Origin of the sequence: Erythrobacter sp. (assembly GCF_036351135.1) — a bacterium.
GTDB lineage: Bacteria > Pseudomonadota > Alphaproteobacteria > Sphingomonadales > Sphingomonadaceae > Erythrobacter.
In genome coordinates this window covers 91,994-114,420 of the sequence record NZ_JAZBON010000011.1, presented here as the reverse complement: position 1 = coordinate 114,420, position 22,427 = coordinate 91,994, and the positions used below count along the sequence as shown (strand labels likewise).

General features: G+C 65.5%; 19 protein-coding genes. 8 read left to right on the top strand and 11 right to left on the bottom strand.

The features are described from left to right. On the top strand, positions 1-624 hold the full coding sequence (locus V2I30_RS03420) for an HAD family hydrolase (RefSeq protein ID WP_330660664.1): 624 nt from the start codon (positions 1-3) through the stop codon (positions 622-624). Beyond that, a complete protein-coding gene (locus V2I30_RS03415) occupies positions 621-1,031 on the top strand; it encodes an acyl-CoA thioesterase (protein ID WP_330660663.1) in 411 nt (136 codons plus the stop codon). Before V2I30_RS03420 ends, V2I30_RS03415 begins: the two co-directional genes overlap by 4 nt. Here V2I30_RS03415 and V2I30_RS03410 read toward each other — a convergent pair. The 3 genes from V2I30_RS03410 to V2I30_RS03400 form a co-directional block, all read right to left on the bottom strand. Beyond that, positions 994-1,710 carry a GGDEF domain-containing protein gene (locus tag V2I30_RS03410; RefSeq protein ID WP_330660662.1) on the bottom strand — a complete coding sequence of 239 codons (717 nt, stop codon included), beginning with the start codon at positions 1,708-1,710 and terminating at the stop codon, positions 994-996. The genes V2I30_RS03415 and V2I30_RS03410 overlap by 38 nt on opposite strands. 159 nt (positions 1,711-1,869) lie before the next feature. Beyond that, positions 1,870-2,232 (bottom strand): hypothetical protein, encoded by a 363-nt coding sequence (locus V2I30_RS03405; protein WP_330660661.1) that lies wholly within the window; start codon positions 2,230-2,232, stop codon positions 1,870-1,872. A 120-nt stretch (positions 2,233-2,352) separates the two neighbouring features. Continuing rightward, positions 2,353-4,041, bottom strand: coding sequence for a sensor domain-containing diguanylate cyclase (locus V2I30_RS03400; RefSeq protein ID WP_330660660.1), 1,689 nt, complete (start codon positions 4,039-4,041; stop codon positions 2,353-2,355). A gap of 240 nt (positions 4,042-4,281) precedes the next feature. Between V2I30_RS03400 and V2I30_RS03395 the strand changes: the two genes are divergently transcribed. After that, positions 4,282-5,367: a substrate-binding domain-containing protein gene (locus tag V2I30_RS03395; RefSeq protein WP_330660659.1), complete on the top strand. Its 1,086-nt coding sequence runs from the start codon at positions 4,282-4,284 to the stop codon at positions 5,365-5,367. A gap of 13 nt (positions 5,368-5,380) precedes the next feature. On the opposite strand, the gene V2I30_RS03390 is transcribed toward V2I30_RS03395, so the two are convergent. The 4 genes from V2I30_RS03390 to V2I30_RS03375 form a co-directional block, all read right to left on the bottom strand. After that, positions 5,381-6,199 (bottom strand): NTP transferase domain-containing protein, encoded by an 819-nt coding sequence (locus V2I30_RS03390; RefSeq protein ID WP_330660658.1) that lies wholly within the window; start codon positions 6,197-6,199, stop codon positions 5,381-5,383. Between the two features lie 23 nt (positions 6,200-6,222). Continuing rightward, positions 6,223-7,635, bottom strand: a complete 1,413-nt coding sequence (locus V2I30_RS03385) for an MmgE/PrpD family protein (protein ID WP_330660657.1) — start codon at positions 7,633-7,635, stop codon at positions 6,223-6,225. A gap of 12 nt (positions 7,636-7,647) precedes the next feature. Next, positions 7,648-10,044, bottom strand: coding sequence for an FtsK/SpoIIIE family DNA translocase (locus V2I30_RS03380; RefSeq protein WP_330660656.1), 2,397 nt, complete (start codon positions 10,042-10,044; stop codon positions 7,648-7,650). Positions 10,045-10,144: 100 nt separating this feature from the next. Beyond that, positions 10,145-10,681 carry a thiamine phosphate synthase gene (locus V2I30_RS03375; RefSeq protein ID WP_330660655.1) on the bottom strand — a complete coding sequence of 179 codons (537 nt, stop codon included), beginning with the start codon at positions 10,679-10,681 and terminating at the stop codon, positions 10,145-10,147. Between the two features lie 23 nt (positions 10,682-10,704). Between V2I30_RS03375 and V2I30_RS03370 the strand changes: the two genes are divergently transcribed. Together V2I30_RS03370 and V2I30_RS03365 are read left to right on the top strand one after the other, a co-directional pair. Continuing rightward, complete coding sequence (locus tag V2I30_RS03370) at positions 10,705-11,367, top strand: YggS family pyridoxal phosphate-dependent enzyme (protein ID WP_330660654.1); 663 nt, start codon at positions 10,705-10,707, stop codon at positions 11,365-11,367. Then, positions 11,364-11,813 carry a hypothetical protein gene (locus V2I30_RS03365; protein ID WP_330660653.1) on the top strand — a complete coding sequence of 150 codons (450 nt, stop codon included), beginning with the start codon at positions 11,364-11,366 and terminating at the stop codon, positions 11,811-11,813. The genes V2I30_RS03370 and V2I30_RS03365 overlap by 4 nt, the downstream gene beginning before the upstream one ends. A 7-nt stretch (positions 11,814-11,820) precedes the next feature. On the opposite strand, the gene V2I30_RS03360 is transcribed toward V2I30_RS03365, so the two are convergent. Beyond that, positions 11,821-14,601 carry a [protein-PII] uridylyltransferase gene (locus V2I30_RS03360; protein ID WP_330660652.1) on the bottom strand — a complete coding sequence of 927 codons (2,781 nt, stop codon included), beginning with the start codon at positions 14,599-14,601 and terminating at the stop codon, positions 11,821-11,823. Positions 14,602-14,628: 27 nt separating this feature from the next. After that, positions 14,629-16,347, bottom strand: coding sequence for a class I adenylate-forming enzyme family protein (locus tag V2I30_RS03355; protein WP_330660651.1), 1,719 nt, complete (start codon positions 16,345-16,347; stop codon positions 14,629-14,631). A 221-nt stretch (positions 16,348-16,568) separates the two neighbouring features. On the opposite strand from V2I30_RS03355, the gene lgt reads away from it, so the two are divergent. Genes lgt through V2I30_RS03340 form a run of 3 tightly spaced genes read left to right on the top strand, consistent with a single transcriptional unit; the run spans position 16,569 to position 19,921 of the window. Further along, positions 16,569-17,498 (top strand): prolipoprotein diacylglyceryl transferase, encoded by a 930-nt coding sequence (gene lgt, locus V2I30_RS03350; protein ID WP_442896895.1) that lies wholly within the window; start codon positions 16,569-16,571, stop codon positions 17,496-17,498. Next, on the top strand, positions 17,390-19,471 hold the full coding sequence (locus tag V2I30_RS03345; protein WP_330660650.1) for a class I SAM-dependent methyltransferase: 2,082 nt from the start codon (positions 17,390-17,392) through the stop codon (positions 19,469-19,471). Before lgt ends, V2I30_RS03345 begins: the two co-directional genes overlap by 109 nt. Positions 19,472-19,489: 18 nt before the next feature. Further along, a complete protein-coding gene (locus V2I30_RS03340; protein WP_330660649.1) occupies positions 19,490-19,921 on the top strand; it encodes a DUF2147 domain-containing protein in 432 nt (143 codons plus the stop codon). 114 nt (positions 19,922-20,035) lie between these two features. On the opposite strand, the gene V2I30_RS03335 is transcribed toward V2I30_RS03340, so the two are convergent. After that, a complete protein-coding gene (locus V2I30_RS03335; RefSeq protein ID WP_330660648.1) occupies positions 20,036-21,574 on the bottom strand; it encodes an ABC transporter permease/substrate-binding protein in 1,539 nt (512 codons plus the stop codon). Then, positions 21,571-22,386, bottom strand: a complete 816-nt coding sequence (locus tag V2I30_RS03330) for an ATP-binding cassette domain-containing protein (protein WP_330660647.1) — start codon at positions 22,384-22,386, stop codon at positions 21,571-21,573. Before V2I30_RS03330 ends, V2I30_RS03335 begins: the two co-directional genes overlap by 4 nt. Positions 22,387-22,427 lie beyond the last annotated feature (41 nt).

The window sequence follows — 22,427 nt, the reverse complement described above, 5'->3', positions numbered from 1 at the left end:
GTGGCGATCCGCAATTTCGTCTTCGACGTCGGCAACGTGCTGGTTCCGTGGGATCCGGCGGGCATAGAGCGCCGTGCCTTTGGCGAAGAACGCGTCGCAGCCGCCGATTATGTCGCACCCCTGCGAGGGCATGACACCTGGATCGCGGTCAATCGCGGCGAACTGACGCTGGAGGAGGCGGCGCAGCGCTATATCGCCGAGGACGGGTTCGCGCGCGGGGACATCGACCGCCTCTATGCCGAGCTTTTCGCAAGCTTCCCGCTGATCGCGGACAGCGCGCAGCTCCTGCGCGAATGCCGGGCGGCGGGCTATCGCACCTTCGCCATCACCGACAATGTCCACGAGATCGTCGCCCACCTGAAGGGCGTCCACGATTTCTGGCCGCTATTCGAAGTGGCCGCGGTCTCTGCCGAACTGGGTGTGCTGAAGCCTGATCCGGCGATCTATCGCTGGCTGCTCGATACCGCCGAACTGACTGCGCGGGAATGCGTCTTTCTCGACGATGTCGCGCGAAACGTCGAAGGCGCAAGAGCGGTGGGTATGGAGGCATTCCTATTCACCAACGCCGCGCAGGCCCGCCGCGATCTGGCCGCGATAGGCGTGGACCTCACTCCAGCATCATGAACGCGCCGGCGCCGCCTCGTTTCTCGAAGACTTTCACCGCCGAGCCGCGCCACATCGACGAGCTTGGCCATGTCAACAATTCGGTCTGGGTGCAGTGGATTCAGGACATCGCCACCGCGCACTGGGACGCGGTCGCCGATCCGGGCCACCGGGCGCGCTATATCTGGGTCGTGGTGCGACACGAGATCGATTATCGCGGCAATATCGGCGCGGGCGAGACGGCGCTCGGAGAAACTCATATCGATGGGAAGGCCAGGGGAGCGACCTCTGTCCGCGTGGCAATCTTCACCGACGCAGCGGGCAAGCGCATGGTTTCGGCCCGGACCACCTGGGCCATGCTCGAACGCGGCAGCGGGCGGCCGGCGCGCATCAGGGATGAGGTGCTGGCGCCGTTTCGCGAAAGCTGAGGCGCGGCGGCGGGCCTAGGCCACCTGCTCGCTTGCACGCGGTCGTTCGAACAGTTTGAGCCGCTCGTAGAGCATCCGGTTGCGGCCCGTCGACCTCATGCGCGATCCGCCGCGTCATCGCCCGACGCAGCTCTTCGCCGCGCATCACCGCATGCGGACCGCGCAAGAGCAGCATGAATTCCTCGCCACCCAGGCGGAGCGCGATGCAATCGCGATTCCCCGCCATCTTCAGCGCGTCGGCGCCCGATCGCAGCACGGCATCTCCAACCTGGTGGCCGTAGCGATCGTTCATATCCTTGAACCGGTCGAGGTCGATCAGCGCCATCGTGTCGAAGCCCTGAGCGCGCAGCCCGTCGAATTTCGCATCCAAGGCGCGGCGGTTGAACAGGCCGGTCAGTGGATCGCGTTCGGCGACGCTCTCCAGCGTATCCTTCTCTGCGTGAAATCGATCGCGTTCGAGCTTCAGAACGAGGAAGCGGCTGGCGACGCCGAGCGCAGTCGCGGTAACCTCGATCAGGGTCGCCACCAGCAGCAATTCATTGGCGTCGATGGTCGGAATGCCGGGCAGGAGGAAGCTCAAGACCCGGGCGAGCGCAACTACGAGAAGCGGGCGGAGGCCCACGATCAAATATCGTACGGTCTTGCTGCCATTGCGATAGGCGGCGAACAGGAACGCCATGAAGACGATGCCTAACGGCGCGCCCGACGCGAAATAGAGGTTCGCCGGCCAGCGCCCCAGCGCCTCGATCCCGGCAGTTCGTCCGCCAGGTGAAGGCGATCGAAAATGGTTGCCTGCGTCGCCGCGACGACTTCCACCACCACCGCTTCGGGCCGGCCCTCATCGCGGCAGTGGCACGGCGAACTGACGGTCGAAAAAGGTGGCTCGGATTTCGCCGAATCCGGCGTCCGAGCGGAAGACCCCCTCGTCGGTCGGAACCGTGATTTCGAGCGAATCGAAACGTGCCGTGCGACTGATGAGGAAGGAGGGAGCCTCGCCGGCTGGGACATCGAGGCGCATCACGTTGCGCTCTTCGCCAAGGTCGATTGCTGCTTTTTCGCAGGTGAGCTGCCGTAGCGCCGACTCGGACATTTGCGCGAGGCTTTGCTGGGTCGGTCCGACCGCGCACAGGTCGGCCTGCGCGGCGTGTGCCGGCGCTGAGGCCGCCAGCCGACCGCCTGCGAAAAGCGCAAGCGCGGTCAACCAAGAAAAGCGCAAGCGCGGTCAAGCAATACGCCAGAGAAACATGCCCGACCCGGCCCGTCAAAACTCTTACGAGACAAGGACTATACGCCCCGTAAACGTCGCCAGGAAAATGTGCTTTCAGGCGGCCAATTCGGCGTCGCGCCTCGATGCCGGGGCGCTGGTAAAGATGGTCAGGCGTTCGAAGCAGGTGCGGTTTCGGCCGGCGGCCTTCGCCTGGTAGAGCAGTTCGTCGGCGCGTCCGTACAGCTCTTCGAAGGACATCGGCATGCTGGTCGTTCGCGGGAGTTCGACAAGCCCCATGCTCGCCGTGACGGGCTGTTCGAGACCCGGCACCGCGCCGGTAATGTGCACGGGCACGGCGCGACGAATGGCTTCGGCCCGGGCATGGGCGGATGGGCCGCGCAGCAAGACGACGAATTCCTCGCCTCCCAGCCGTACGCCGATCGTATCGCGCTCCTCGCCTCCGCGAATGGCATCGGCACAGGCGATCAGCGCCTCGTCGCCGACCTGGTGGCCGAAGCGATCATTGACGGCCTTGAAATCGTCGAGATCGATCAGCGCGAGAGTGTCGAAGCCCTGCGCATGCAACTCGGAAAAACGCTTGGTGATGGCGCGCCGATTGAGCAAGCCGGTGAGGGAATCGCGCGTCGAAAGCTGTTCGAGCATGCGCACCTCGGTCACTGCATCATCGCGCTCGCGCCGCACGGCTAGGAAGCGCTGGGCGATGGCGAGGCTGATGACGACGACTTCGATGCCGGTCGCGAGGAACAGCATCTGATCGAGGCTCGACGGGCCGATATAGACGCCGACCCCGCGCAGCAGACGCTCGATCGAGGCGAGTATCACCGGCGTCCAGCCGACCGCGAGGAACCGCGCCGAACGGCTCCCGCGTGCGAGCGCCTCGGCGATCGCCACGGTTACGACGACGATCAGTGGCAGGAAGGCGATGAAATAGCCGCGATCGTCGAACGGATGGACGAAATGCAGCTGCAGCGCGAAAAAGCCGCAAACGAGGATTGTCCACCAGCCGGTGACGAGCGTCACCCGGCGCATGAGGGGGCTTTGCGTCCCCGGCTCGAGAAAGGCGGCGAGGAACAGCGCCCCGACCCCGCAGCCGATCGCCCAGAACAGCGCCCCCGCCGCCGCGATCAGCGCCACGGGCAAGGTGATCGCAACGGTAATCAGACCGCCTGCGAACAGGACATAGCCCATCATTGAGGCGACCATGAGCGCGTGGAGCGCGATGAACTTCTCGCGCAGCACGACAAAGAAGCTGATGTCGAAGAGCAGCGGCAATATGAGCATGCCGACCACCAGCGCGAGCAGCGCGATATCGAGCTGCGTCCATTCGGCCTGCCCTGAAACGGGCGTGAGGCGCGCCTCGGTCAACAGCGGGACCGAATGGGGACGTTCGACCCGGACCAGGATTGCCTGCGTCTCCGCGGTGACCTCGGGAAGTGCCACCTGAAAGACCGGCCCGGCGGCGAGCGCTCGGCCATCGCTCTCGTCGTAGCGCTGTGTGCGCGCGGTGCCGTCCTCATCCAGCGCGGTGAAGGTGATGGATTGGTGACGTGCGATCCGGCTGTAGAAATAGCGCGGCAATGCCTCGCCCTCCCACTGACCGGCATCGAACCACAGCCAGGCAAGCATGCGATCGGCGCGCCAGCCCGCATCGCCGCAGTTCCAGCCGCGCTTTTCCTCGAAGGCGCGCACGATTTTGGCGATTTCGGCATCGCTATCGGTCACTTTCTGACAGGCGGGGGCATAAACTGCGGCAGAGTCGCCAGGACCATTATCCTGAGCCATTACGGCCGAGGCACTCCCTCCGAGCACGGCGAGAACAAGCACGTAAAATCGCAGGAGAATTACGCGCATCGGCACCATCTTTGTGCGTCTAAAGCCAACCCCTTAAGGGCGGTTTAAGCACGGGCAAGGCGCACATACTGCCGGCCGGTCGATCGCGGCGGCTCGGAGGTCGTCGTCATGCCCGTGTCACACGCGAAGTCTACCATAACGAACGAATTTCAGCTGAAGGTTTCAAAACACATGAAATGGGTTCGTCTGACCGGATTTGCCGGTCTCGCCGCAATGGCATTGAGCGGGTGCGACGCCTCGGGTGGCCAGTCTCGCGACTGGGTCCGCGCGGTCGGTTCCTCGACCGTCTATCCCTTCGCCAAACAGGTCGCAGAAAGCTTTGCCCGCTCCAATCCCGAATACAAGTCGCCCCTGATCGAATCGACAGGGACGGGCGGCGGGATCCAGCTGTTCTGCCAGGGCATCGGGCCGGACACGCCCGACATGGCGAATGCCTCGCGCCGGATGAAGCTCTCCGAATTCGAGAAATGCGCCGCCAACGGGGTCGAGGACATCATCGAATTGCAGGTGGGTCTCGACGGGATCGCCCTCGCTGCGGCCAAAGGCGGGATCGAGCTCGATCTCAGCCCTCGCATCGTTTACGAAGCGCTTGCCGCCAACCCCTATGGGCGTGAACAGACCGCGCGGACATGGGCCGATGTCGATCCTTCGCTGCCCGACGAACCGATCCTCGTCTACGGCCCGCCCAGCACCAGCGGTACGCGCGATGCGCTGAAGGAATTGGTGCTCGAAGCGGGCTGCGACACCAATCCCGAGATGGAAGCGCTGAAAGAGCGCGACGAGGACGAGCACCAGCGCATCTGCACCGAAGTCCGCTCGGACGGCGCCTATGTCGATCAGGGCGAGCAGGACAATCTCATCGTCCAGAAGATCGAGAGCAATCCGCGCTCGATCGGCATTTTCGGCTTCTCCTATCTCGACGAGAATGCCGACAAGGTCGACGGCATCCCGATGAACGGGGTCGAACCGACCTATGAAAATATCGCGAGCTTCGCCTATCCGGGCGCGCGGCCGCTCTATGTCTATGTCAAGCGCGCCCATATGCGCGCCATCCCCGGTCTTGAGGGTTATCTCCAGGAATGGGTGAAGAACTGGGACGAGGGCGGACCGCTGACCGGGATCGGCATGGTCGCCTCGCCTCCGGAAACCATGGCGCTGAACGAGCGGCGGGTGAACGAGCGGATTGCGATGACCCGATCTGACCTTACTGCCGAGCGCACCGCGATGAGCGGCGAGCCGGCCGAAGCGGGCGGCTGATCGGCCCCTCGGATCAGTCTTCGCCGCGCCGCGCCTTGAGTATCGCCTCGGTGCGGACGAAGTCGCCGGGATTGTCGACGTCGATCGGCGCATCCGCAAATGGCATACGCACCACCGCTAGACGCACGCCCCACCGTTTCGACAGGTAGCGCGCCAGCTGGTCGATCGTCGCCAGCGAAAAGCGATACATCAGCATGAAGCGCAGGCCGAATGCCTTAAGGATGCGCCGCGGCTGTTTGCCGAACTGGCCGCCGGTCTCGAACACGCGCGCGGCGCGGATCGCTTGCGCGTTGGCGACACCATACAGATTGCAGCTCGACCAGCCGCCATCCTTCAATTCGTGGAAGGCGCGCTTGCCGTCGGGATAGGCTTCGAGAATGGTCGAAGCCGGGGTCATCGCCACCGCCGCATCGGCGCCACTTGCGAGCATCTCGGCACAGAAATGGTCGAACATCTCCGCGGTGTGCAGCGCATTGTCCCCGGTCGAGACTACTAGCGGATAGGGCGCCGGTATCGTATCGGCAGCGTCCATGATGCTGGCGAAGAGATTGTCGCCTGCGGGCACGAAATAGAGCCGCCCCTCCTCCATCAGCCGCGCGAGATAGGGCACTTGGCGCAGCAGCGCCTCGTCTTCGATCGAGACCCAGATATCACCGGCATGGCGGCTTTGCGCGATTTCGCGCACGACCCGCGCCAGCATGATCTCGCCGTCCAGTTCGACCAGGCATTTGTGGCTGACGCCCTGCAGCTGCGCCACCGCATCGTGCGGCCCCGCCCGGCTCGCGGCGAGCACCAGCACGGTGACCTTGTCGCCGTCGCTCTGCGTCGCCATGGCTTCCCCCCTTCGTCCCTGCCTCAGTCCTTCGGCGCGGTCATTCTCGCAGTCAGTTGGCGGATGGGCTTGCCCAAATCAAGCGCGGCGAGCTCTTCCATGAGCGCGTCGGCATTCGCAAAAGTGGGGGCGGCGGCAAGACACGTCTCGAGTTTGCGCCAGAGCTGAGCGTCGTCCATCGGATGCGCCTTGCTGCCGACCGGCATGGCGATGGCGGTTTGCAACACGGGGCCATCGGTCAGCGTCAGATGGATCTCGGTCGCGAACTCGCTTTCGAGCGCGTCGACATATTCTTTCGTGATCCGATCCATCAGAGCGCGCACTTCGGGTCGTTGCAGCGCTTTGGGTTCGTAATCCGCGAGGCCGACATTTCCATCATGCAGGGCGGCGGCAAGGCTATATTCGAGGCTGAACTTGGCCTCGGCGGGTGTCTGCGGGTCCTCATGCATCAGATTGCGCAGATGCGCTGCTGGGGCGCGGACCAGCACGCGCTCGATGTCGCGCGTTTCGAGCTGGTGTTCCTCCATCAGCGCCAGAAGCCCATCCAGCGCGCGGTGGAGGCTGCCGCAATTGGGAAAACGCTTCACCTTGAGACCATGTTCGGTGATGTGGAGCGGCGTGCCGATATCTTCCGTGCGCAGGCGCATGGTCTGGCCGTGTTCGGCGCTGCCTTCCATCGCCGTGGCGAGATCTTCTACATCCTGACCGACCATCAGGGTGCGCAGCCCGGTCGGCCCGTCGAGCGTGGCCGTCCCTGCGGTGATGCCGGCTTCGGCCAGCAGGGCAGCTTCGACCCCGCCGCGTGCGGCGAGCCCGGCATGGAGCGGCTTCGCGTCCGATCCGAACTGGCTCATGAACCCGCCCGCAAGGCTGGTGGACAGCGAGATCGCATGGGCGGAGCGGGTCGTATCGAGGCCAAGCAGCCGCGCAGATGCCGCCGCCGCGCCCACCGCGCCGAGGGTCGCGGTCGCATGCCAGCCGCGGCTGCGATGAAACGGGTTCACCCCCTGTCCGATCACACCCATGATCTGCAGCCCCACGATATAGGCATCGAACAAATCGCCGAGCGAGGCATCGCGTGTATCGCCGAGCGCCAGCAATGCGGGCACGAGCACGGCGGAGGCGTGCGCTTTGGCCGGATCGAAATTGTCGTCGAAATCGAGCGCATGGGCAGCGGTGCCGTTGAAGAGCGCAGCCCCCGGCGGTGAGAGCGTTTCGCTGCGAGCGACCGCGCGCGAAGGTCCGCTGCCCCAAGCCGAGACGACCGGCCACAGCTTGGCCGGCGCGCTGTCGTCAGCACCCGGGACCATCACCGCGATCGTGTCGATCAGCGCGCGCCGGGCAATATGGAGCGCCGCCTCCGGCCAATCGCGCCCCGCATCCGCCACCCAAGCGGCATAAGCTTGCAAGGGGGCGGAATAAGCGTCGTCGGACATCGCCGCGCCGCTCTAGATCGGATTGCCGTCCTGGTCGCGGAAAATCTCGCGGCGCCCGACATGATTGGCAGGGCCCACCAGCCCCTCGCTCTCCATCCGCTCGATCCACTTGGCCGCGGTGTTGTAGCCCACACCCATCTGGCGCTGAAGCCATGAGCCCGAAGCCTTCTGGTTCTCGACCACGATCTGGCAGGCCTGGCGATATTTGCGCTCTTCGGGGCTGTCCGAAGCGGTGAGTTCGTCCTCGAAGGAAAGTCCGCCGCCGTCTTCGGGTTCTTCGGTGACGGCGTCGACATATTCGGGCGCGCCCTGCGCTCGCCAGAAGTCCGCCACCGCCTCGACCTCGTCGTCGCTGACGAAAGGCCCGTGGACACGGACGGTCGCGCCGGTGTTGGGCTTGTACAGCATGTCGCCTTTGCCCAGCAGCTGTTCAGCGCCCTGCTCGCCAAGGATCGTGCGGCTGTCGATGCGGCTCGTCACCTTGAAGCTGATTCGGGTCGGCAGGTTCGCCTTGATGACACCGGTGATAACGTCGACCGAGGGGCGCTGCGTCGCCATGATGAGGTGGATGCCGGCGGCGCGCGATTTCTGCGACAGGCGTTGGATCAGGACCTCGATCTCCTTGCCCACGGTCACCATCAAATCGGCGAGCTCGTCGACGATCAGTACGATTTGCGGCAGCGGTTCGTAATCGAGCTGTTCTTCCTCGTAGAGCTGCTCGCCCGTATCGGGGTCGAACCCAGTCTGGACCCGGCGGCCGAGCGGTTTGCCCTTGGCAATCGCGGCGCGGACCTTTTCGTTGAACGAGTTGATGTTGCGCGAATTGATGCTCGACATCATCCGATAGCGCTTTTCCATCTCCTCGACCGCCCATTTGAGCGCGCGCACCGACTTGTGCGGCTCGGTCACCACGGGACTGAGCAGGTGCGGAATGTCGTCGTAGCTCTTCAGCTCGAGCACCTTGGGATCGATCAGGATCAATCGGCATTCGGCAGGCGTGAAGTGGTAGAGCAGGCTTAGAAGAATGCAGTTCAGCCCCACCGACTTGCCCGAGCCGGTGGTGCCCGCGACGAGCAGGTGAGGCATGGCGGCAAGGTCGGCGATGATCGGCTCGCCTGCAATGTCCTTGCCGAGGATGATGGGCAGATTGCCCTTGTGCTCAGCGAAACTCGCCGAACCGGCCAGTTCGCGCAGCATCACCATCTGCCGGTCCGCATTGGGGAGTTCTATGCCCATCACGGTCTTTCCCGGAATTGGCGATACGCGCGCACTGATCGCGCTCATATTACGCGCGATGTCCTCTGCTAGCCCAACGACGCGGCTTGCCTTGATGCCGGGGGCGGGTTCGAGCTCATACATCGTCACCACCGGCCCGGTGCGCACGGCGGTGATCTCGCCCTTGACGTTGAAATCGTCCAGGACGTTTTCGAGCAGCCGTGCATTGCGTTCGAGCGCGAGCTTGTCGAGCTTGGGCGCGGCGTCGGTGGGGGGATCGGCGAGCAGATCGAGGCTCGGCAGTTCGTAGGTCGCGAACATGTCGCGCTGACTGGTCTTGCTGGCCGGATTGGCGCGTTTGGGCGGGGCGGACGGGTCGCTGATCTCGGGCGCGCGGCGCGGTGGGGCCGCGGGCTCGTCGGCGAGCGCAGGAGCCTTGCTGCGACGGGCGCGGGCGGGCGCGGCGGCTAGCTCTTCGTCGGCGAAGGTTTCGCCTTTGGCGCTGCGACGCAGTAAGGGCAGGCGCGCAAGCACCCCGCCGCCGCTGCCGAGCGCGCGGGGCAGGCTCATCGCCGCGCGCCAATCGATTGCGAAGATGCGGGTGAGGAGCGCCGTCGCTCCGGCAAGGCTTGCCAACGCGCCGCCAAGTATCACCCAGCCGCGCAGATCCTCGCCGAACCGCGCCGCGACCGCTTCCACTGCGCTGCCGCCCAGCAGACCCGAGACCCCGCCCCATTGCGCCGGCAGGGTGCCCGTGCTGGTGCCGAATGCGAGGGTCAGGAAAGTACCGAGCAGCACCATCGCGGCGAGCAGCATGCCGGTTGGCAGCCACCAGCGCGTCGGTTCCTCGCCTTCCATCTCGTCCTCGCCCGAAGCGGCGTGCCCGAGCCGGCGGGCCGCGACATAGAGCAGCGGCAGCAGCAACAGGCCGGGCAGGCCGAAGGCGAACAGCACCCGGTCCGATGCCCACGCGCCCCAGCTGCCCATCCAGTTGGCGATGCGATCGGGGGCGGCGGCGGTCGAGGGGCTGGGATCGGTCTGCGTGTAACTCGCCAGCGCGAGCGCCAGGAACACCATGGCAAATGCAAGCACGCCCGCGCCCGCCATCTGCGCCACACGACGCACACTGCGCCGAAAGGCGATGCGCCAGTCGGCTTGCGGGGCTTTGCGGGAACTCATTGCGCGGGTGGCCATCGGGGCTCCTCAAATGCGGAACACATCATGAATCCTCGGAGCTTCGGGGTCAAGCGCAGTGCGGCGGGCTGTCGAACTCCCCGCCACCCCTTGACGGGGGTTAACTCAACCCATCGATGGCCGCCCATCGCAGCCAGCCGAGCGCGCGCGCGCGGTCCCGGTCCATCCCGCCGAGCGCAATCACCGGCGCCTGCGTATATCGCGCCAACCGGCGAAAGCGCGCCGGTCCGAGCACCCCGCCGCCCGGATGCGAGCGCGTGGCAAACACCGGCGACAGCAGCACACCGTCCGCCCCCAGCCGGTTCGCCAGCCCGATTTCGCGCATGTCGTGCGCGGTTGCCAGGCGAAGCAGCCCGCGGCGCCGCGGCCAAAGCGCGCGCGGCGGACCGTAAATGCCGTCCGCCCCCCATTCCCGCGCGGTCAGGGCACTATCTGAAAGGACAATCGCGTGCCCCATCGCCCTCGCCACACGGCGCAGCTCTTGAAAACGTCCGTACCGCGCGGCCTCGGCGAGGTGATAATGCCGGTAGACAAACCCGCTGCCGCGCGGGAGGGCGGCCAGCGCTTGCTCGAGCCGCGCATTGTTGCGCTCGTCGGAGAGCAGCCAGAGGCGCGGGAGCGGCGTTGAATTGCACACCGGCGCGCTATAGCCGTGCGGGCATGGAAAATGCAGCCACCAAGCTCGAGGATGTCCGCGCCAATATCGCGCGTATCTGCAAGCCCGCCCGCCGCAATCCCGAGGACGTCACGCTGATCGCGGTCAGCAAGACCCATCCTGCGGATCGGATCGAACCGCTGCTCGAAGCGGGGCACTGGGCCTTCGGCGAAAACCGGGTGCAGGAGGCGCAAGACAAATGGCCTGCCCTGAAAGAACGCTATCCCGACGCGCAATTGCACGGCATCGGCCAATTGCAATCGAACAAGGCGGCGGATGCGATCGCGCTGTTCGACGTCATTCATTCGCTCGACCGGCTGAGCCTTTTGAAGGCGCTGGCCAAGGCGATGGACAAGGCGGACCGGCGCGTGCCTTGCTTCGTGCAGGTTGATATCGGCGACGAGGCGCAGAAGGGCGGCTGTCCGATCTCCGAGGTGCCGCAGTTTCTCGCCAAGGTGCGCGATGCCGATATTCCGGTTGCCGGGCTGATGTGCCTGCCGCCCGCGGAGATCGAACCCGCGCCGTTCTTCGCCCTGCTCGCCAAACTTGCACGCGACAATGGGGTCGAGGGGCTCTCGATGGGGATGAGCGGTGATTATGAAACGGCGGTCCAACTCGGAGCGACGCATGTCAGGGTGGGGACGGCCCTGTTCGGGGCACGCGGATGAACCCGCCGGACTTCGCCGCGAATTGGACCGCGTGTCTGGAAACGGGGGCGGCGGTGCGTTTCGAACATGGCCCGCGGCGGATGGAGTTGGGCGTGCCGCACCGGATTGCCGATGATTTCGTCACTTCCCGGGGCTTTGTCGCGATCGGGTTCAACTGGGAGCTGCTCGACGCCGAAGCCTCGCCAGGAGAGCCGCGTTCGGGCGAGGGCGAAATCGTCAAGGCGCTGACCGGCACGCTTGCAAACCCCGCAAAGCCCTGGCTCGCGCATGACGCCGCTACCGCCTGCGCGCACGATTTCCTGAGCCTTTTCGAACCGCCCGCGCGCACCCTCCTCGCCAATCGCTATGACGGGCTGTGGAACCCGATCGGTGGCAGCGCGACCGAATGGGGCTTCGTCGGCTACGATGCGAAGACGATCGCGCTGCTCCTTCTGAGCGAGCGATAGCGCGAAGTCACGAGCGTTCCAATTCGAGCTGGCGGCGGTCGCTGGCCGCGTCGAGCAGGGCGGCCTCGATGTCGGCCAGCCGTTCGGGCGCAGTCACCTTGCTGCCGGTCAGATCGGTGACGTAGAACGTGTCCGCCGCGCTCTCGCCGTAATGGGTGATATGCGCGGACTGGACGATCAGATTGGCGCGGTAGAGCGCATGGGCGAGGCGATTGAGCAGCGCGGAGCGATCGCGCGCGGTGACTTCGATGACGGTGAAATGGTTCGAGGCGTCGTTGTCGAAATTGACCCGCGGCGCGACGGTGAAGGCCTTGGCGCGCGAATGCGGGAGCGGGCGGGCGGCCAGCCGCGGAACCAGCTCGATACGGGCGAGCAGCGCGTCGCGAATGCTCTGCCTAAGCCGCTCGATCTGCGCCGCTTCGCAGAACGGTCCGCCATTGCCGTCCTGGATCAGGAAGTTGTCGATCGCATAACCGTTCAGCGTCGTATGGATGCGGGCATCGATGATGTTCGCCCCGGCCAGGTGAATGCCGCCCGCGATCCTGTAGAAGAGGCCCGGATGGTCGGCGGCGATCACGCTGACCAGCGTCGCGCCGCGCTCGGCATCGACCTCGCAATGGATCGAGAGGTGATCGTCGATCCGGCGCGCCTCGGCATATTGCGCGAGGTTCTTGGCGATGATGTCTTCGGGCTCGGCGATCCAGTAGGCGTCGGCCAGAAGATTGCCGACCTCGTCCATCAGCTGCGCATGCTCGCCCAATTCCTCGCGCACCGCCTCCTTGCGCGCAGCGATTTTGTGCTCGCGGCCGAGCCGCTTGTGGCCGAGCCGCAGCCGTTCCTGCGCCGCGTCGTACAGCTCGCCGATGAGCTGGCCCTTCCAGCTGTTCCAGGTGCCCGGGCCGACCGCGCGAATATCGACCACGGTCAGGATCGCGAGATTGCGCAGCCGGTCGAGCGTCTTCACCTCGGCAACGAAATCCTCGATCGTCTTGGGATCGGTGAGGTCGCGTTTTTGCGCGGTCGAGCTCATCAGCAGATGCTGGAGGACCAGCCAGGCGACGAGTTCGGTTTCCTTGTCCGACAGGCCGAAGCGCGGACACAGCCGCTGCGCCACCTGCGCGCCGAGCACCGAGTGGTCGCCGCCCCGCCCCTTGGCGATATCGTGCAGCAAAACCGCGACATAGAGCGCGCGGCGCGAGGAGACCTTGCCGATCTGCTCCGTGGCGCGCGGATGATCCCCTTCGAGCAGGCCGCGCTCGATTCGGCTGAGCAGACCGATCGCGCGGATCGTGTGCTCGTCGACCGTATAGTGGTGATACATGTCGAACTGCATCTGCGCATTGACGCGGCCGAAATCGGGGACGAAGCGGCCGAACACGCCCGCCTCGTTCATCCATCGCAGCGCGCTTTCCGGATCGCGTTCGCCAGCGAGCAGATCGAGGAAGATCGCATTGGCGTGCGCGTCCTTGCGCACACTGCGATCGATCGATTTGGCGTCGCGATTGGCCTGGCGCATGGTCTCGGGATGGACCTCGAGCCCTTCAGCCTCGGCAAGCTGGAACAGCTGGATGAGCCGCACCGGATCCTCCCGGAACCAGTCGTCGCCGGGTGCGCTGATCCAGCCGCCTTCGACCACGAAGCCCTCGACCTTGCGTGACCTGGCGCTCCGAACGCCCGGCAAGCCGCGCCGCGCCCGTTTTTTCGCCATCTCCGCATCAAGGTGGGAAAGGAAAATGCCGGTCAGGCTACCGACGCGTTTCGCCTGCATGAAGTAATATTGCATGAAGCGCTCGACCGCGCTCTTGCCCGGCCTTTCGGCGAAATTCATGCGCTCGGCGACCTGTCGCTGGAGATCGAAGGTCAGCCGATCTTCCGCGCGCCCGGTGAGCGCGTGCATGTGGCAACGTACGGCGAGCAAGAACCCCTCGGCACGGCGAAAGCTGCGATATTCGCTGCGAGTGAACAGCCCGACATCGACCAGCTGCGAGGCGCTGTCGACGCGGTGCATATATTTGCCGATCCAATAGAGCGTCTGGAGATCGCGCAGACCGCCCTTGCCGTCCTTGACGTTTGGCTCGACGACATAGCGGCTGTCGCCCATGCGCTTGTGCCGCTGGCTGCGTTCTTCGAGCTTTTCGCGCAGGAAACTGTCGGCATTGCCATTGGCGACTTCGCCCCAGAAGCGGCGCCGGCATTCTTCGTAGACCCCCTCGCTGCCCCAGACCAGCCGCGCTTCGAGCAGGGCGGTGCGGATCGTGAGATCGTTCGTCGCCATGCGGATGGTCTCGGCGATGGTGCGGCTGGAATGGCCGACCTTCAGCCCCAAGTCCCAGAACAGATACAGCATCGCCTCGATCACCTGTTCGCACCAGGGCGAGCGGCGCATCGGCGTGATGAAAGCGATGTCGACATCGGAATGCGGCGCCATTTCCGCGCGCCCATAGCCTCCGACCGCAAGGATCGCGAGCCGCTCGGCGATGGTGCGGTTGGCGAGGGGGAAGACATGCGTGGTGACGTAATCGTGGATCGCGCGCACCAGCTGGTCGGTCAGGAAGGCATAACCGCCGGCGATCTCGTGTCCTGCCGAAGGTTTGTCCGCAAGCCGGGCTTCGAGCTCGCGCCGCCCGTCGTCCAGCGCATCGCGCAATGCTTCCAGAATGGCGGGGCGCGCGGCCTCGCCCTCCTCGCGCGCGAGCGCATCGATCTTACCCATCAGCGCGCGGCGATCGATAATCGCGCGCTGGCGCGGAATGCGGCGGCGGGCCGGGGTGAGGGCCGGCTCGCTCACGCCCTTTGCAAGCCAATCGAACGAACGTCAGGCAGCGGCGAGCGCCTTTGCGTACTGTTCGCGCAAAGTCTTCTTGTCGACCTTTTGCGTGCCGAGGCGGGGAAGCGTTTCATCGACGATGAAGATATGCTCTTCGAGCGGCACCTTGAAGGGGGCGATATGTTCGAGCAGGAAGGCGCGCACCGCCTGCCGCGTCACGTCGTCGCGCCCGTCCTTCGGCAGGATCACTGCTGCGGGCACTTCGCCCATGCGATCGTCGGGCAGGCCGAACACCGAGCATTCCGCGATGTCGTCATGCGCATAGATCGCGTCCTCGACCTCGATGCAGCTGATATTCTCGCCGCCGCGAATGATGATGTCCTTCTTGCGATCGACGATGTAGAGGTAGCCGTCCTCGTCGAGATAGCCGAGATCGCCCGTGCGGAAATATCGGTCCTTGGTGAAGGCGGCCTGGGTCGCCTCCTCGTTGTTCCAATAGCCAAGGAAATTGGCGACAGTGCGGATGCAGACCTCGCCGACCTTGCCCTGTTCGAGCTTGTTGCCGTCATCGTCGAGGATCGCGAGGTCGACGATGGGCTGCGAGGCGCGCCCGGTCGATCCGGGTTTGGCCAGATAGTTCTCGTTGAAATTGCCGCAGCCGACCGCATTGGTCTCGGTCAGGCCGTAGCCCAATAGCGGGAAGCCGCCGGGGAAGGCTTCCTTGATCTTGGTGACATGTTCGACCGGTCGCGGCGCGCCGCCCGCGGCAAAGCTCTTGCAGGCGGATAGGTCGTATTGGTCGCGGTCGGGATGGGTCGCCATTTCGTAGCTCATCAGCGGCACGCCGACGAAATAGGTCACCTTTTCCTCGGCCATCAGCTGGATCGCCTTCAGCGCATCCCATTTGGGCATCAGCACCAGCTTGCGCGCGATCGCGAAGGACTGGAGGAAAAGCGGCACCTCGCCGGTCACGTGGAACAGCGGCACGGCGACGAGCGCGCTCGGCTGTCCGTCCATGTCCTCGCCCCGGCTCTCCATCAGCAGCTTGGCCATGGCGCTCTGCGCGACATAGCTCATGACGCCCGACACGACGCCGCGATGGTCCGAATAGGCGCCCTTGGATTGGCCGGTGGACCCCGACGTGTAGAGAATGGTCGCCAGATCGTCCGGTCCCAGCGTGCCCAGCATGCGCATCGCGGCGGATTGTTCGAAACCGGCAGGCGCCTTCCACACCGCCGCGAGGCCTTGTGGCGGCGCGGTGTGTTCGATGGTCACGATCTTCGCCGAATGGTCGGTACCTTCGAGCCGCGCGGCACGGTCGCCATCGGCGAGCACGATCGAACATTCGGCAAGGCGGATCCCGTAGGCGAGTTCCTCCCCGGTCCAGAAGCCGTTCAGCAGAGTGACGCAGCCCCCTGCCATGGCGACCCCCATATAGGCGATCATCCAGTTCGCCGAATTGCGCGCGGCGAGCCCGATGCGGTCCCCCTTCTGAACGCCGTGATCCTCGACGAGACTTTCCGCCACGCAGACCGCCGCCTGGTAGGTCTGTCCGAAGGTCAGGCGGATCTCACCATCGACGATGAATTCGACGTCTTTGTGTTCATTGCAGAAATGCGCGAAATAGTGCGCCAGCGTCGGCGGCGCGGCGGTGAAGGCGGGCATGGTGACCTCGTCGCGATCGATGCCGGTCGTGTGGAAGGGCTGACCCTCTTTCGTGAGTTCGCCCATGATCGCTTCGAGGGCGTTGTCCAACTGTGTCGGCATCGTGCAATTTCTCTCCATCGTGCGGCCCTTCGTGGGGACGCTGTTCTGTTTCATCCGCGGGCAGCATGGCGGCGCCGGCGCGGCATCGGCGGCAATCCGCAGCGCCTATCGCGCAGCTGCGGCGACACCCTTTCCCCGGCCCGCGCGCTGTGCCACAAGCCGCCCGCGACGCGCCCGCTTTTCCTCGCGGTCGCTCTCGACACCATTAAGAGGTCCGCCACGTGCTGTCACTACTTGCTGCAGGCGCCAGCACATCGATTGCCGCCCCGTTCGCTGCCATCATCGCGGCTGCCGCTGAACCGATCTACTGGTCCGATCTCGGCATGCGGCCCTATCTGTTCGAGATCGGCGGGTTCCAGCTGCGTTTCTACTCGCTGGCCTATCTGATTGGGGTGATCTTCGCCTATTGGCACACGTCCAGGGCAGTGAAGACGCCAGGCGCCCCGATGGCGCAGCGCCATGTCGACGATCTGTTCTTCTACTGCACGCTGGGCGTCATCATCGGCGGGCGGCTGGGCTACGCGATCTTCTATCAGCCCGAACTCTGGGATAATCCATTGGACGTGCTCAAGCTGTGGGAAGGCGGGATGAGCTTTCACGGCGGGCTGCTGGGCGTGCTCGCGGCGATCGGCTGGGTCGCGAAGCGCGGTGACCTCTCCTTCCTCAGGATATGCGACTACGTCGCGCCGAGCGTCCCGATGGGCATGCTGCTCGGCCGGCTAGCGAATTTCAACAACGGCGAATTGTGGGGCCGGGTGGCGGACCCGGCGAGCGTCCCCTGGGCGATGATCTTTCCCGATCCGCGCGCGGGCGACGTCGCGCGCCATCCCAGCCAGCTCTACCAGGCGGGGCTTGAGGGGCTGGTGTTGCTCGTCGTCCTGCTGCTGCTGTTCTGGAAGACGAGCGCGCGTTATCGCCCCGGCTTGCTGGTCGGTATCTTCACGATCGGGATCGGGCTGGCCCGCTTCGTCAACGAATTTTTTCGCGAGCCCGATGCACAATTGGCTGACTTTGCAGCACAGACCGGGCTATCGATGGGCCAATGGCTGACCATTCCGCTGATCCTCGCCGGGTTGATTGTCACGCTCTACGCCGTGACGAGGAAGCCGGTGGGCACGGGCGCGGGGATGCGCACGGCCCGGCCGGCCTAGGCGCGCTTACCCTCGTCACCGCGCGCGCGGTACCGCTGCGCCTGATCGAACCAGACGGCTCGCAAACCGAAGTCCTTCCCGCCACCACGTCGCGAACCTCCGCCGGCCGCGCTGCGCAGGAGCGCGCGGAGCGGCAGGCGAAAGAGGACGCCGCGCGCCTCGCAGCTGAAGAAGCAGAGCGCGAGGCGGAAGCTGCGCGCAAGGCGGAGGAAGAGGCCGCGCGCAAGGCAAAGGAAGAGGCGAAGCGCAAGGCGAAAGAGGAGGCGGAACGGAAAGCTAAGGAGGAGGCGGCGCGGAGAGCCAAGGAGGAAGCCGAACGTAAGGCGAAGGAAGAGGCGAAGCGCAAGGCCGCGGAAGAAGCCGAGCGCAAGGTAAAGGAAGAGGCGGAGCGGAAAGCCAAAGAGGAAGCGGAGCGCAAAGCCAAGGAAGAGGCTAAGCGAAGAGCGAAAGAAGAGGCTGAGCGTAAAGCCAGAGAAGAGGCGGAGCGGAAGGCAAAAGAAGAGGCAGAACGCAAAGCCAAGGAGGAAGCGGAGCGGAAAGCCAGGGAGGAAGCTGAGCAAAAGGCCAAGGAAGAAGCGGCGCTAAAAGCGAAGCAGGAAGCCGAACGACAGGCCAGAGAAGAAGCCGAGCGCAAGGCAAAAGAAGAAGCGGAGCGCAAAGCGAAAGAGGAAGCCGCGCGGAAGGCGAAAGAAGAGGCAGAACGCGAAGCCAAGAAAGAGGCTGAGCGCAAGGCGAAGGAAGAGGCGGAGAGAAAGGCGAAAGAGGAGGCCGAGCGCAAGACCCGGGAAGAAGCGGCAGCGAGAAAAAAAGCCGAGGCCGATGCGCGCAAGAAAGCCAAGGCCGAGGCCAAGGCGCGCGAGAAGGCGGAAGCCGAGCGCCAAGCCGAGGCCGCCGAGAAGGCGAAAAATCTCGGGCAAACCTTCCGCCGCCTGATCAAGGAAACCGGTCCGATCAGCCTCGCGCACTATATGGCCGAGAGCAATGCGCGCTATTACACCAGCCGCGATCCGCTGGGCGAGGAGGGCGATTTCATCACTGCGCCCGAGGTCAGCCAGATGTTCGGCGAGCTGGTCGGTCTGTGGTTCGCCGATCTCTGGGTCCGGATGGGCGCGCGCAAGCATATCCACTTCGTCGAGCTCGGACCGGGCCGCGGCACGCTGTCGAAGGACGCGCTGCGCACCGCGGCCCGCTACGATTTCGATCCGCAGGTGCATTTCGTCGAAGTCTCGCCCGCGCTGCGCAAGCTCCAGCGCGAGGCATTTCCCGACGTCCATCATCACGACGACATCTCGACGCTGCCCGAGGATGCGCCCCTGCTGATCGTCGCCAACGAGTTTTTCGATGCGCTGCCGATCCACCAGCTGGTGCGCGCCGCGGATGGCTGGCACGAGCGGATGGTGGGTCTGGCCGAGGCGCCCGATGGCTCCGTGCGCGAGGATGCGGACTTCGCCTTCGTTGCAGGCAGCGAGCCGATGGATGCGATCGTTCCGAAAAGCTGGCGCAGCGCCTCGCAGGGCACGATGATCGAGACCAGCCCCGCGGCCACCGCGCTGATGGGCGCGATCGCCGAGCGATTGAAGGAACAGGGCGGCGCAGCGCTTATCTTCGATTACGGTGCATTGGAGCTGCGTGCCGGCTCGACGCTGCAGGCGCTGCGCGCGCATGAAAAGGTCGATCCCTTCGCCCATCCGGGACAGGCCGACCTCACCGCCCATGTCGATTTCGAACTGCTGAAATCGGTTGCCGAGGCGAACGGGGCGGACGTCATGGGCCTGACCATGCAGGGCGACTGGCTGCGCGCGATGGGGATCGACGTGCGGCTGGAAGCGCTGCAACGCAAGAATCCGGGCGAAACCGCCAAGCTCAAACGGCAATATGACCGGCTGGTCGATGACGGGCAGATGGGGCTATTGTTCAAGGTGCTCGGCATTTGCGGGCGGCGCTGGCCGTTCGGCGTCGGCTTCGAGCAGTAAGAGGGAGAGGTTCGAGCAATGCTGAGACATCGCATCATGACGATCCTGCTGCTCCTGGCGACGCTCGTCGCCGGTGGAACTTCGGCAAACGCCGCCGAACCGATCGCGGGGCGCTGGGTCACCGAAGAGCGCGACGCGGTGGTCGAGATCGGCCGCTGTGGCAGCAGCTGGTGCGGGCGGATCGCGCGCTTCCTGGTGCCTCCGCCCGATGGCGCCGATCAGCGCGACGTCAACAACCCCGAACCTGCCTTGCGCAAACGTCGCCTGCTAGGCCTCCCCGTGCTCAGCAGCTTTCGCGAGGAAGAGGATCTGTGGTGCGGGCGGATCTACGATCCCAAAAGCGGCAAGAGCTACCGCTCCGTCATCCGCCGCACGGGCGCGAACACGATCGAGGTCAAGGGCTGCATCGGCCCGTTCTGCCAGGCGCAGGTGTGGCGGCGGGTGAGGTAGTTTGCGTTTCGCAGTCGCATCCGCGGCTGCGTCCTCGGCGCTATTCCCTACGCTCCACTATGGGGCACCTGCGGGCGGCCGGTCGCCCTTGCGGTCGCTGCGCGACCGTTTCGACTACAGGCCGATTTGCTGCGCCAACTCCTCGGCCGCCTCCTTGGGCGACAGCTTCCCCCCGCCTTCGCGGTCGACGGCGAAGTTCGCCTCGCGCATGGTGTCCACCGGGATCGCGCCGACCAGCGGCTCGAGCGCGGCGATTACCTCTTCGTTGTCGGCGATGCGCGGGCTCAGCATGATCATCGCATCGTAGCTCGGCAGTGCTTCGCGCGGGTCTTCGAGCACCGCCAGCCGGTCCGCCGCGATCCGCCCGTCGGAGGTGTAGGCGCTGATGACGTCGGCCTCGCCCGATTGCAACGCGTTGTACATGAAGGTGGGCGAGAAATTGCGCTGCGCGTCGAAATCGAGCCCGTAGGCATCGCGCACCGCCACCCATTCGGGCCGTTCGAAGAATTCCGGATCGCCGCCGACGGTCAGCCGCCCCGCGACCCGGGCCAGGTTCTCCAACGTCTCCACGCCGAGTTCGCGCGCGCGATCCTCGCGCATGGCGAAGGCATAGGCGTTCTCGAAACCCAGCCGCCCGAGGATGCGGATGCCGGTATTCGCGCGCTCCCATTCGACGATCTCGTCATACATCGCCTCGCGCCCGGGATTGTCGGTGCGCTTCATCTCGTTGGTCCAGACCGTGCCGGTATAATCGACCGAGATGTCGATGCTTGAGGAGGCGACCGCGCTGTGGACCACCGCCGAACCGAGCCCGTCGCGATATTCGACCTCGAACCCCGCCTCTTCGAGGCGGCTGCCGATCAGCTGGGCGAGGATATAGCTTTCGGAGAATTGCTTGGAGGCGATGACGATGCGGTCCTCGTCGCCCTCGTCCCACTGCGCGAAAAGCGCCGCCATGACGCCCAGCGCCACCGCCAGCGCGCCCGCGCCCCATTGCCAGCGCCGCCGCTGGGCAAAGCCGCGTTCGATAAGGCCAAGCAGCGCGTCGGCCACCAGCGCCAGCCCGGCGCTGGCAAGACAGCCGGCGAGGACCAGCGCCCAGTTCTGCGTCTGCAGGCCGGCGAAGATCGGATCGCCCAGGCTCGGCTGGCCAATCGTGGTCGAAAGCGTGGCCGCGCCGATGGTCCACACGCTGGCGGTGCGGATGCCCGCCATGATGAAGGGCGCGGAAAGCGGCGCTTCGACCAGGCGCAGTTTCTGCCAGCCGGTCATGCCCACCCCGTCCGCCGCCTCGAGCACTTGGCGGTCGAGATTGGCCAGCGCGGTGACGGCGTTCCTCAAGATGGGCAACAACGCGTAGAGCGCGAGCGCGAGCAGCGCGGGGAGGAAGCCCAGCGTCGGCAGGTTTTCGCCGAATACCTCCCGCAAAGAGAGGAGGATCGGGAAGAACAGCGCCAGAAGGGCGAGCGCGGGGATGGTCTGGACCAAGCTGGCGAAACCCAGCGCCGTGCGCGCGACCGGGGGCGAGCGGCTGGCCCAGATCGCCAGCGGCAGCGCGACGCAGATGCCCAGCCCGATCGCCGCCGCAGCCAACAGCACATGCGCGGCGAATTTGTCGCCGAGCCCTAGCAATATGGTCGCGATCTCGTTCAAACCGCGCCCGCCCAATCGCTGCCGCTATCGCGCTCCATATGGGCGAGCCGCTCCGCCTGTTCGCGCGGTACGGCGACCAGGCCCTGGGCCGTTTCACCGCCCGCTCCGCCGAGCAGGGCGCGCGGATGCTCGTCGGCGACCAGCCGTCCCGCCTCCATCACCAGTACACGGTCGGCCAAGAGCAGCGCTTCGGCCATATCGTGGGTCACCATGATGGTGGTGAGGCCGAGCGTATCGTGAAGCTCGCGCACCTTTTCGCCGAGCGCATCGCGGGTGATCGGATCGAGCGCGCCGAACGGCTCGTCCATGATGAGCAGTTCGGGATCGCCGGCAAGCGCGCGCGCCACGCCGACCCGCTGGCGCTGCCCACCCGACAGCGCATCGGGCATGCGGCTCGCCATTTCGGGTTCGAGCTCGACCAGGCGCAGCAATTCCTCGATGCGCTCGCGCGGCAGGGCTTCGCCCGCGAGCCGCGGTCCGATGGCGATATTCTCCGCGACGGTGAAATGCGGGAACAGGCCTATCCCCTGAAAGACGTAGCCGACCCGGCGCCGCAGCCGCGCCGGTGCCATCGCGGCGACGTCCTGCCCATGCAGCAGGACGCGGCCCTCGCCGGGTGTCTCGAGCGTATTGATCGTCTTGAGAAGGGTCGACTTACCGGATCCCGAAGCGCCGACCAGCGCGGTGAAACTGCCGCCGGCAATATCGCAAGTCACCGCGTCGACCGCCACGACCCCGCCATAACGCTTGGTCACTGCGTCGAAGCGGATCACGGGGTCGGCGAGTTCGCCGGCGCCGCCGGATGCGGACACGATAGGGCGATCTTGCGTCAAATGTGCGGGTTTCGTTGCAA

Coding starts and splice junctions, on each gene's coding strand:
- V2I30_RS03415 (WP_330660663.1), top strand. CDS start 621: ATGAACGCGCCGGCGCCGCCTCGTTTCTCGAAGACTTTCACCGCCGAG.
- V2I30_RS03365 (WP_330660653.1), top strand. CDS start 11,364: ATGAACCCGCCGGACTTCGCCGCGAATTGGACCGCGTGTCTGGAAACG.
- V2I30_RS03340 (WP_330660649.1), top strand. CDS start 19,490: ATGCTGAGACATCGCATCATGACGATCCTGCTGCTCCTGGCGACGCTC.
- V2I30_RS03370 (WP_330660654.1), top strand. CDS start 10,705: ATGGAAAATGCAGCCACCAAGCTCGAGGATGTCCGCGCCAATATCGCG.
- V2I30_RS03355 (WP_330660651.1), bottom strand. CDS start 16,347: ATGCCGACACAGTTGGACAACGCCCTCGAAGCGATCATGGGCGAACTC.
- V2I30_RS03410 (WP_330660662.1), bottom strand. CDS start 1,710: ATGGCGTTCCTGTTCGCCGCCTATCGCAATGGCAGCAAGACCGTACGA.
- V2I30_RS03345 (WP_330660650.1), top strand. CDS start 17,390: ATGGCTGACCATTCCGCTGATCCTCGCCGGGTTGATTGTCACGCTCTA.
- V2I30_RS03380 (WP_330660656.1), bottom strand. CDS start 10,044: ATGGCCACCCGCGCAATGAGTTCCCGCAAAGCCCCGCAAGCCGACTGG.
- V2I30_RS03385 (WP_330660657.1), bottom strand. CDS start 7,635: ATGTCCGACGACGCTTATTCCGCCCCCTTGCAAGCTTATGCCGCTTGG.
- V2I30_RS03400 (WP_330660660.1), bottom strand. CDS start 4,041: ATGGCTCAGGATAATGGTCCTGGCGACTCTGCCGCAGTTTATGCCCCC.
- V2I30_RS03395 (WP_330660659.1), top strand. CDS start 4,282: ATGAAATGGGTTCGTCTGACCGGATTTGCCGGTCTCGCCGCAATGGCA.
- V2I30_RS03390 (WP_330660658.1), bottom strand. CDS start 6,199: ATGGCGACGCAGAGCGACGGCGACAAGGTCACCGTGCTGGTGCTCGCC.